Origin of the sequence: Ilumatobacter sp. (assembly GCF_049588435.1) — a bacterium.
Classification (GTDB): domain Bacteria; phylum Actinomycetota; class Acidimicrobiia; order Acidimicrobiales; family Ilumatobacteraceae; genus Ilumatobacter_A.
The window spans coordinates 1-10,048 of sequence record NZ_JBAVYV010000578.1; the positions used below are offsets into that span (position 1 = coordinate 1).

At 68.7% G+C, this 10,048-nt stretch carries 8 protein-coding genes; all 8 read right to left on the reverse strand.

Features of this window, described 5'->3' with window-relative positions; all coding sequences use genetic code 11:
* Positions 1-4,204, reverse strand: a 4,204-nt coding sequence (locus WBV89_RS21740; RefSeq protein WP_423983422.1) for an alpha-(1->3)-arabinofuranosyltransferase domain-containing protein, incomplete at its 3' end; no start/stop codon positions are given.
* Positions 4,201-4,425: a hypothetical protein gene (locus WBV89_RS21745; RefSeq protein WP_423983423.1), complete on the reverse strand. Its 225-nt coding sequence runs from the start codon at positions 4,423-4,425 to the stop codon at positions 4,201-4,203. The genes WBV89_RS21740 and WBV89_RS21745, both read right to left, overlap by 4 nt.
* A 48-nt stretch (positions 4,426-4,473) precedes the next feature.
* Positions 4,474-5,250: an NAD-dependent epimerase/dehydratase family protein gene (locus tag WBV89_RS21750; protein WP_423983424.1), complete on the reverse strand. Its 777-nt coding sequence runs from the start codon at positions 5,248-5,250 to the stop codon at positions 4,474-4,476.
* Positions 5,247-6,407: an NAD-dependent epimerase/dehydratase family protein gene (locus WBV89_RS21755; protein WP_423983425.1), complete on the reverse strand. Its 1,161-nt coding sequence runs from the start codon at positions 6,405-6,407 to the stop codon at positions 5,247-5,249. The genes WBV89_RS21750 and WBV89_RS21755 overlap by 4 nt, the downstream gene beginning before the upstream one ends.
* An 8-nt stretch (positions 6,408-6,415) precedes the next feature.
* The gene (locus WBV89_RS21760) at positions 6,416-7,918 is read right to left on the reverse strand and encodes an FAD-dependent oxidoreductase (protein WP_423983426.1); all 1,503 of its coding nucleotides are present in this window, start codon (positions 7,916-7,918) and stop codon (positions 6,416-6,418) included.
* Positions 7,915-8,367, reverse strand: coding sequence for a hypothetical protein (locus tag WBV89_RS21765; RefSeq protein ID WP_423983427.1), 453 nt, complete (start codon positions 8,365-8,367; stop codon positions 7,915-7,917). Before WBV89_RS21765 ends, WBV89_RS21760 begins: the two co-directional genes overlap by 4 nt.
* 169 nt (positions 8,368-8,536) lie before the next feature.
* Positions 8,537-9,280, reverse strand: a complete 744-nt coding sequence (locus tag WBV89_RS21770) for a polyprenol monophosphomannose synthase (RefSeq protein ID WP_423983428.1) — start codon at positions 9,278-9,280, stop codon at positions 8,537-8,539.
* A partial coding sequence (locus WBV89_RS21775; protein WP_423983429.1) for a hypothetical protein occupies positions 9,280-10,048 on the reverse strand: 769 nt, incomplete at its 5' end. The genes WBV89_RS21775 and WBV89_RS21770, both read right to left, overlap by 1 nt.

The window sequence follows — 10,048 nt, forward strand, 5'->3', positions numbered from 1 at the left end:
CGAAGATGATGACGGCACCGGCGATGCCGACGATGCGTTGGCTCCATGTTCGAGATGCGAGGAGCGCGACCGTCCACACGATGGCCGCCGGTACCGACCAGATCCAGTCGATGAACAACGCCGACGCGACGCTGGTGATCGCCGCCGAGACGATGAGCGCGCGTCGGGATGCTTCCGCTCGCACGTCGGCCGCCGGGGTGGGGCCGAGCGCCCCGCGTCGATCGAATCGGCGCCGGTCGCGAAGCACCAGGACGAGGCATGCCAGTACGGACAGCGTGGTGAGGGCGAAGGCGATGTTCAGACTGCGCTGAGCCGTCCACTCGATCTCGACCCGGGTGGTCGCGGTCGTCGGTGCGAGCCACCAGCCGTTCGCGTTCCCGTCGATCAGCACCGGTTCACCGAGATCGGTGCCCTCGGCGCTCGCCGACCAGGCGGGGTTGAACCCTTCCCCGAGGATCACCCAGCAGCCATCGGGACACGCCGGCACGTCGAGCGTGCGATGGCGGGCGGACGACGCCACCAGCACCGTGTCGGTCGGATCGATCACCGAGGCCGACCCGTCGGTGGCCGTGCCCGGTGTGTCAGTGGTCGACATCACGACCCGATCGACGTCGAACCCGGTGGACGAACCCGGCTCGGACCCGACCGTGTGCGCGCCCGGCGCGAGTTCGAACGGCCCGACGCACGATTCGGTCGGGATCGCGTCGCCCGCGAGTGCACCGCCGGTCGACACGTCGAAGCTCACCGGAACGTCCTCGCCGTCGATGGTGAGGAACCCGTCGGCACACTCGGCGAACAGCCGATCGACCGGCCGGACGGCAGGCGAGCGGTCGTCGAAGCGGATCTCGGAGATGGCCGTCGGCAGTTGAGTCGGCTCGTTGAAACGTCGGTTCTGCACGAAGCGTGGGTCGACGGAGCTGATCTCGAACGTGACCTCGGCGAGGTCGATGGCGCGCGGGAGATCGACGACGACGTCCAGGCCTGCGAGGGGGACATCGAACGAACCCTCCTGGTCGGTGATCCGCATCCCGGTGATCGGGGAGTGATCTCCGTTCGGCTGCGTGATCGAGAGCCGGCTCGCAGTGGTGCCGGACTCATCTCCGGTGATCGTCACCCGTTCTCCGACACCGCGGTCGAACGTCGTGATCCACGCGGTCGACACGTCGTCGTCGAACGCAGCGGCACCGCGAGCTGCGGGCACACCGGTGAGGTGGGTCGAGGCGACCACCGGCTCCCCGAGCAACTCGGCCAGGCGTTCGTCGTCCAGACGGCGGTCGAGTCGCAGAGTGGTGTCGGTGTCGACGGTCAAGGGCGCACTCAATTCGACCGAGCGACGCAGCGTCGGTTCGGGGTCGTCGCGCCACCGATCACTCGGCTCGGTGCGCAGGCGGGTCAGCACGATGTCGGTGCCGTCCGCGTCGGCGGTCAGTCCGAGAACATCGACCGGGGTCCTGATGAACTCGGTGGTCGGCCCCACGCCGAAGTCGACCTCGGCGAACCCGACTCCGCCGATCGCCTCACCGATCGGAGGCTGCGGTGTCGTGGTCGCGGTGATCGTGATGCGCACGACATGACTCGACCCGGCGGTCATGTCGTCGAGGGGGATCCGCTGCCCTGAACCGGTCCGGGACGTGTCGTCGAGTGCGTGGCGCTCCGGTGTTCCGTCGTCGACCGTGATCTCGACCTCGGTGATCGTCCGCTCGTCAGGACCGGCCGAAGGTTGGAGCAGGTCGACGTGACCGATCGAGGCGTCGGCATCGGCATCGGCATCGGCATCGGCATCGGCATCGGCATCGACGGTGAGCTCGATGAACTCCCCGATCGCCGGAGCGCGGTCGGCCACGATCCAGGCCGTCGTCGGATCACCGTCGATCGCCATCACCGGGCGTTCCTCGGGGAGGTAGGCGAACCGCTCGCCGTAGCCGCTCGCCTCGGCGGTCACGGGTCCCTGCTGTACGGACACGGTCTGGCGGTCCGAGCTGTCGCCCCCATCGTTCCCATCTACGTCGTTCTCGTCCGCGCCCTCGCCGAAGACGTCGAGGCGCTGGTCGCCGCTCTCGAAGCGGAGCACGTCGGATTCGGGATCGACGGACTCGGTGAAACCCGTGACGTCCTGGGAACTGCGCCAGTGGTGTGCACGATCCCGGTTCGAGTCGGTGACGACGTAGCGGTACGGCTCGGCGAGCACCGTGTCGACCGTCTCGGCGGACATCTCGCTCAGCGAGGCGTCGTAGATCACCGCCTCGGTCCCGTCGACGACGCCCGCAGCCGCGGCATCGATGATCCCATCGCCATCCCCGGCGAGGATCACGGTGTCGTCCTTCACCCGGACGGTCGGGACCGGGTCGGCCACCTCGATCAGCGTCACCGGAGCGATCGGTTCACCGACCCGGGGATCGCCGAGCGAGCGATTGTCGATCATCGGGATCTGCGCGCCCATCACCGTGGGATCGCCGAACGCCACGGGATCGACGAGGCCGGCATCGACCGCCTCGGCAGATGTCAGCTCGTCGAGGACGACCTCGGGACGGGCGAGACGGAAGCGGTCGTATGCAACATCGCCCGAGACCCAGATGGTGTCGACGCCGAGCAGTCTCGACACGGCGGCGACGGCCTCCGGCTCGATGGTGTCGGTCTGGATCCGGTCGTCGAGCGCGAACACGAGGTCCATCGCCGCCGGACTTCCGAGGGGGAGCAGGTCGCGGGTGACCAGCGCCCGCTCGGTGAGCGCGGGCAGCGGCTGGTCGACCGTGTAGCCCCACTGGAACGCGCCGAACTCGGTCCCGGGGACCTGGAGCACCCGAAATCCCTCCGGCCGAGCGTCCAGCTCCGCTGCCGCGTCCGTCCACGCTGCGGGAGGATCCTGATCCCGTTCGAGCACCGGATCGACGAAGCCACCGTTCCGGAGAGCGGGCAGCGCGACGATCGCGCACAGACCCAGGACACCGGCGGTGACCACTCGGATCACGCGCGCGGAGACCGCCGAACCGGATCGCCCGGAGAAACTCGGAAGACGAATCGCACCGATCCGGGTCACCAGCGTCGCACCGCCCAGGGCGAGTCCGAGCAGGAGGACCGGGACGGCTCGCGTGCTGCTCCGCAGGGCGAGGGCGAGCCCTCCTTCACCATCGCCGACGAGCAGCGACATCACCGGTGACGGGTCGTCGATCGGGTGGACACCCACGCCGAGGATCACGCCGGCCCCGAACAGCAACGCCGCGTACCGACGGTGAGCCCAGCGGAAACAGACGAGACCCGCGAGGCATGCTGCGAGGACGAGGTAACCGGCCAGCACCGTCCGGCCGGAGACGAGGTGGTCGAGCGACGCGGTGGTCGTTGCCCCGTACGCATCGCGCACGTAGAACAGCCAGTAGCCGAGCCCACGGGTCACCTCGGTGGACGTCGACGTGAACGACACCGACTCGAGCGACTCGGAGTAGGCCAGGACATCAGCGCCGTGACGGCCCTGGATGATCAGCATCGCGATCCACCAGAGCGACACCCCGAGACAGAGCACGGCCGTCTTGGCCGCCGTCGCAGCTGCTCGACGCCACGTGATCGAGTGACCCCACGCTGCGTGGATCAGCCAGAGCGCGGGAGCGGGAATGACCATCGCCAACGCGGTGGCGTTGACCGCACCGACGGTGAGCACCACGAGGGCGATCGCCGCGGGGTATCGCCATCGCCCGCGCAGGCTCGCCAGCACGGTCAGGCCGACGATCCAGCCGAGGCCGGCGTAGGGGAGCAGCAGGACCGACGTCCGGGAGATGTAGGGGAGGACGTAGGGCGACAGTTGGTAGACGAGGGCGGCAACGAGCGCGGCGAGCGGAGCGAATCCCAGCACGCGGGTCATCCATCGCACACCGAGCCCGGCGGCGAACAGCAGCGTCCCGATCCAGAGCCGATGGGCGACCCAATCCGAGACGCCGACCGTGTCGAAGAACCAGAACCAGGGCGCGGTCGGCCACAGGTAGGCGATGTGTTGGTGCGGCACCCAGCCGGCGAACTGGCGGGGATCGAACGTGGTCGTGGTGTCGGCGATGAACCGACCCGGGTTCAGATACACGTACAGCTTCGAGTCGGCCGGCATCCGGCCCGGGGCAGCGGTCAGGGCGGGGATGTACGCGAGCAACCCGAGGATGACGACCGAGATCGCGGTCTGACGGTGACGGATCCGCTCGAGCACACCGCCCACGGCGCTCACCCGGCCTGGGGGAGCAGGCCCGACAACCGCTTCGCGAGCTTCAGGACACCCTGCTTCGAGCTGCGGCGATGGTGCGATGCCGAGGCATCGTCGGTGATCGCGCGGTTGGCCACGAACCAGTCGTAGCTCTGGGCGAACATCTCGTCGGTCGACCAGTTCGGGGTCCAGCCGAGCTCGTCGTGGAGGTGCTCGATGTCGAACCACATCGACTTCGAATACATCATCCAGTGGTACGGCGCGACCGGGGTGAGCCCCAGCCCGGCGGTGGCCTACATCGCGATCGAGGCCGGACCGGCCGGGAGCGACCGCACCGTTGCGTCGGTGCCCGCATGGATGCACAACGACTGCAGCGTCTCACGCATCGTCGAGAACCGATCGGTCCCCACGTTGAACACGCCGGGGCCCTCACGCTCGGCGGCGAGGACGCAGACGTCAGCGAGATCATCGGAATGCACGAACTGGTACCGGTTCGAACCGTCCCCGAGGACGATCGGGTCCTTGCCGTCGGCGATCCACTCGAACAGGATCCCGAAGATCCCGAGGCGGCCGTGCCCGAGGATCGTGCGCGGTCGCACGATCGAGACATCGAGTCCGTCGCGAGCTGCCGCGAGACACGCCCACTCGGCGGCGAGTTTGGCGTGACCGTACGCCTCCATCGGCGACGGCACCGTGGTCGGGAGCACCGGGTTGACCCGAGGGACGCCGAAGACCGCGCTCGACGACGTGTGGATCACCTTGTCGACTCCGGCGTCGGCAGCGGCGCGCAGCAGGTTCGCCGTGCCGTCGACGTTGACCGTGCGGAGCAGTTCGTGGTCCTTGGCGAGCGGAACCTGCGCGACGTTGTTGAGCACGACGTCGATTCCGTCGACCGCCTCGCGCACCACCGCGCGATCGCGGACGTCGCCGCGCACGAAGTCGACCGACGTCGACCGATCGTCGGCGTCGTTGAGATCGAGCACGCGGACATCGTGGCCCGCTGCGTGCAGTCGCCCGACGACGAGCGCTCCGAAGTACCCGCTCCCGCCGGTGACCAGGTAGCGCGTCACAGTTCGATCCCCTGATCGAGGCACCAGCGGATGCTCGAGGCCATCCCCTCCGGGAGCGCGACCTGCGGGTCGTACCCGAGGTCACGGCGCGCGGCGGAGATGTCGACGGCGATGTTCTTGTTCATCTCGCCGAGCACGTGGAACGGCGTGATGTAGCGACCCGACCGTTGGGCGAGCGTGTCGATCTTCTCGGCGACGGTGCCGGCGACTTCGGGGAGACGGAACCGGTTCGGTTTCACGTCGAAGCCCTCCGCCCGGAGCGCATCGCCGACGGTCGCCACGATCTCGGTGACGGTGTACGGCTCGGCATCGGCGATCCACCAACCGAGACCGGGTGCGGTGTCGATGAGTTCGGCGCGAATGATGCCTTCGACGAGATTGTCGATGTAGGTCATCGAGCGGACCTGGCCGCCGTCGCCGAGGACCGGGAACCTGCCCTTCCTGACCATCGTGAAGAAGGTCGTCTGACGGGCGGGCTGGTGGGGTCCGTAGAACCACGGAGGTCGCACCATCACGGCGTTCAGGCCGGCGTCGACGGCGTCGAGAACCGCGAGCTCGCCGTCCATCTTGGACCGGCCGTAGCCGAGGTACGGGTGATACGGCTCGTCGTTGCCGAATCGATCGCTGCGGTCGCCGTTCGTGCCGAACGGGCTGTTCGACGAGACGTGCACGACGCGGCGGACGCCGTGTCGCAGCGCGGCCTGCATGACGTTGCGCGTCCCGACATGGTTGACCGCGTCGAACTCGTCGATCGACGCGACCGGGTGGATCACGCCGGCGGTGTGGATCACGTCGACGACCGTGTCGGCGCCGAGGCCGTCGAACAGGCGGTCCAGCGATGCCGCGTCGGTGACGTCGCCGCGCACCAACTCGAGCGACGCAGATGGACCCGAGTGATCGTTCGTCACCGGCAGGTGATCGGTCGCCTCGTCGACCCGCACGAGGCCGCGCACGCGCCCACTCCGTGCCCACCGGCCGCTGCCGGACAACGCGGTCACCAGTCCGGTTCCGAGCCACCCGGCGGCGCCCGTCACGATCGTCACGTCCGGAGCATCGATCCCGTCATCCTGTGTCAGGCACCCGATGACCGCGTGCTCGGCGGTGCTCGCCCCGGTGTTCGGATCGGTGTTCTCGTCGGCGTTCATCTCGGTGTTCATGTCGGGGCTCATCCTGACCTGTCGTCGCGGTAGCGCCGTGCATTGCGAATCGCGACCGCCATCACCGACGCCTGGGGGTTGACCCCGGGCGCCTCGGGCAGCAGTGCCGCGTCGTTGACGTAGACGTTGTCGGTTCCGTGGACCAGCCCGTGGCTGTCGGTCGCGCAACGCCGCTCGTCATCGCCCATCGGAGCGGTGCTGCAGAGATGCACGGTCATCACGCTCGCCTTGCTCGCAGCGAACATCGACGTCATGGTCGCGAGATCGGCCCGGTCGCGGACGAGCGGCGCGTTCTTGAACGACGGGTAGACCTCTTCGGCACCGGCCTCGAGCATCACCATCGCCAAGCGGGCCAGGCCCTGACCGAGCAGGTCACGATCGCGCTTGGTGAGGCGATACGTGACCAGTGGATCGCGGACGCCCGGAATCGTCTGCACGAGCCCACGTCCCTCGCTGGTGATGGCGGCGTAGTAGATGGCGAGGTCGGGCCACGCGGTCACCGCCGATCCGAAGTCGCGCCAGTTGTCGGTCAATGCCAGCGCGACCAGGCCGGGATGGCTCGCGGATCCACCGAACGAGATGTTCGGCGCGAACTGTTTGACCTGGAACACCGAGACGTCCTCGGGGGTGTTCACCGGGCTGTCGAATCGGGCGGCGAGCTTGACGGTCGGATGCACGGCCAGGGTGCGCCCGATCCGGTGCCGGAGCCCGGCGCGTTGGAGAATCGCCGGGGTCTGGATCGCGCCGCCGCACACGATCACGTCGCGGAAGCCGATCGTCACGTCGACGGCCTCCCCGTCAGTGGATCCGTCGGTGGATCCGTCGATGGCTCCGTCGGCTGCCGAGCCGGGCGTGTACGTCAGCTCGGCACCGGTGGCCCGACGACCGGTGCGGGTGATCTTGTCGAGTCGGTGCTCGCAGAGGATGCGCGCCCCCGCCGCGAACGCTCGCGGCAGGTAGGTCCGGGTCATGCTCTGGCGTTTGCCGTCGGTGGCCGCAGCCCCGTCGGGATAGGTCATCCAGCGCGGGATCTCGTCGTTCTTCCAGCCGAGACGGTCGGCGCCGCGACGGAGGATCTCGCTCGCCTCGGTGTGCACACCGGGGACCTTCTGGACGCTCAGCTCCTGCTCGACCTCCTCGCAGATGTCGAGCAGGTCGTCGGTCGCGAAGTCCCGGATGCGGTAGCGCGAACGCCAGCGATCGAGCGTCGCCTCGGGTGGCCGCCAGTACAGACCGCTGTTGACCTCGGTTCCTCCACCGGCGCAGCGACCCTCGGTGTAGGCGATCGACGGCAGCCCGAGCGCGACGGTCACGCCACCGGAGCGGTACTGCTTGTCCATCTGGTCGAGCGAGAACGGAACGACGCTGCCCTGCTCGATCCACGGGCCCTCCTCGACGATGAGCACGTCGTGACCGGCCTCGGCCAGGATCGCCGCGGTGGTCGCCCCGCCGGCTCCGGAGCCGACGATCAACACATCGCAGTCGTGATGGGCCACACGCCGCTCGCTCATCGTGTGCCGGACCTTCCCGAGTCGGTCGCCACGGAAGGCTCGGGTGCCGTCCGGATGTCCGGGGTCGCGTCCGAGGTCGCGCGTGGGGGCGCGTCCGGGGCCGCGTCCGGGGTCGCGGCGCCGTCGACCCTGGTGTCGGGCCACGTCTCCCAGACGTAGGCGTAGCCGAGCGAGCGGACGAGACGGGGGTATTCGCTGACCAACGGGACCGGGAGTTTCGTCACAACGCCGCGCATCCGTTCGTGCCCGACGACGGTCCCGGCGACGTCGACCGCTGCGGCGATCACGAGGACCCCGAAGCGGGTGATCGACGGAAGAACCAGGACGCGGCGACCGATGAAATCGACGGCCTCGCGCCGGCGCTCCTCGCCCAGTCGGGGCAGGTCGGAGTGCAAGAGACCATCGGCGAATCGCGCCACGGTGCGCGGGGTGTTCGCAGGGTCCGACATGACCGCTGGAGCCTAGCGATCCTCGTCTGAGTCGAGCGGGCACACGGCAACGTGGTGCAGCGCGATCGCGTTCGATTCGGACAGCGCGTTGGAGCGTCGCTGACGCACCTCGGACCGCGTCTCCGTCGTCCAGCGCCCGATCGAGCGACCGGGTGGCTCTCCGACGGCGTCAGTCCTCGTTGTAGGCGCGGCGTCGTCGCCGCAGCGTCACCGCGTCGCGGATCGCCCACCAGGTGACGAGAGCGAAGGCCTCGCGCACGATGTTGCCACTCATCTTCGACGATCCGGCCACCCGGTCGCGGAACGTGATCGGGATCTCGACGATGCTGCAGCCCGCGGCGACGGCCCGGTACGTCATCTCGATCTGGAAGCCGTAGCCCTCGGCGCGCATCGCGCCGAGATCGATCGCACGCAGCGTGTCGGTGCGGTAGACGCGGTAGCCCGCGGTCGCATCGTTGATCGCGAGGCCGAGGGCGATCGCTGCATACCGATTTCCCCAACGCGACAACCAGGTTCGCCGTCGCGACCAGCCGACCACCGCGCCACCCGGGATGTACCGGGAGCCGATCACGACCGAGATCTCGCGCTCGGCCAGATCGAGCATCATCGGCAGCGTCGCCGGGTCGTGGGACAGGTCGGCATCGATCTGGACGACCGCGTCGTAGCCGTCGGCGAGGGCGACCTTGAACGCGTGGACGTATGCGTTGCCGAGCCCGCCCTTGACCTCCCGTTCGATCAGGCGCAGTCCCGGGTTCGACTCGAGGCGGGCGCGGACGATCGGGCGCGTCTCGTCGGTCGATGCATCGTCGAGAACGAGGATGTCCACACCCGGCACGTGGTGGTCGAGCGCATCGAGCAGCGCCGCGATGTTGTCGGCCTCGTTGTGCGTCGGGACCACGATCAGCGTGCGCATCACGGAATCGCGCCGAAGACTGCGTAGAGGTTGGTCAGAACGGCGAGGCCCGCGCCGCAGAGGATCATCGTGAGCGTCCACGACTGGCGCTGCCAACTCAGCGAGTCATCCACATCGGCGACACCGTCCGTGCCATCGACGGTGACGTCGCCGGCGGCTTCAGCGCCCTCATCGGAACGTTCATCGGTGACCTTTCGGGCAGCCGGCTGTGGCCACCATGCAGCGATCGCGATGAACATCGGAAACGCGGTGAACACGAAGCGCGGTCGGGCGGTCACGGTCTCGGGAATCAGCATCAATGCGACGATGACGGCGCTGAAGGCGACCCACGGGAGCGGAAGGCGACGCTTCCATCCGGCGTAGGCCATCAGCGCCAGGACGCCGAGCGAAAGAACGGTCAGAGCGTCCGCCGTGGACGACAACGGGCTCGTGAGGAAGCCGAACGTGTTCTGGACCGCCGTCGCTCCGAAGCTCGTGCCTTCCGACCATGCCTCGCTCTGGACGCGGAACCACGCTCCTCGTTCGTCGGCCGTGGAATCGACGTAGAGCTGGAAGGCGACGAATCCGAGCGGTGCGAGCACCACCGAGACCAGCGCGCTCCACTGGCGTTTCGTCCGGATCGCGATCACCGCTGCGACCAGGCAGGCGAGCACGATGGCGACCCCGTTCGGGCGCGCGGCAGTCGTCAGTGCCGCCGCCAGGCCGGCGAGCAGCCAACGCTCGTCGTACAGCAGGAGCAGGCACCCTGCGGCGAGCACGATGAACAGG

Bases quoted from the DNA above. Each gene is read 5' to 3' on its own strand.
- WBV89_RS21770 (WP_423983428.1), bottom strand. From the start codon at position 9,280: ATGCGCACGCTGATCGTGGTCCCGACGCACAACGAGGCCGACAACATC.
- WBV89_RS21745 (WP_423983423.1), bottom strand. From the start codon at position 4,425: ATGTATTCGAAGTCGATGTGGTTCGACATCGAGCACCTCCACGACGAG.
- WBV89_RS21760 (WP_423983426.1), bottom strand. From the start codon at position 7,918: ATGAGCGAGCGGCGTGTGGCCCATCACGACTGCGATGTGTTGATCGTC.
- WBV89_RS21765 (WP_423983427.1), bottom strand. From the start codon at position 8,367: ATGTCGGACCCTGCGAACACCCCGCGCACCGTGGCGCGATTCGCCGAT.
- WBV89_RS21755 (WP_423983425.1), bottom strand. From the start codon at position 6,407: ATGAACACCGAGATGAACGCCGACGAGAACACCGATCCGAACACCGGG.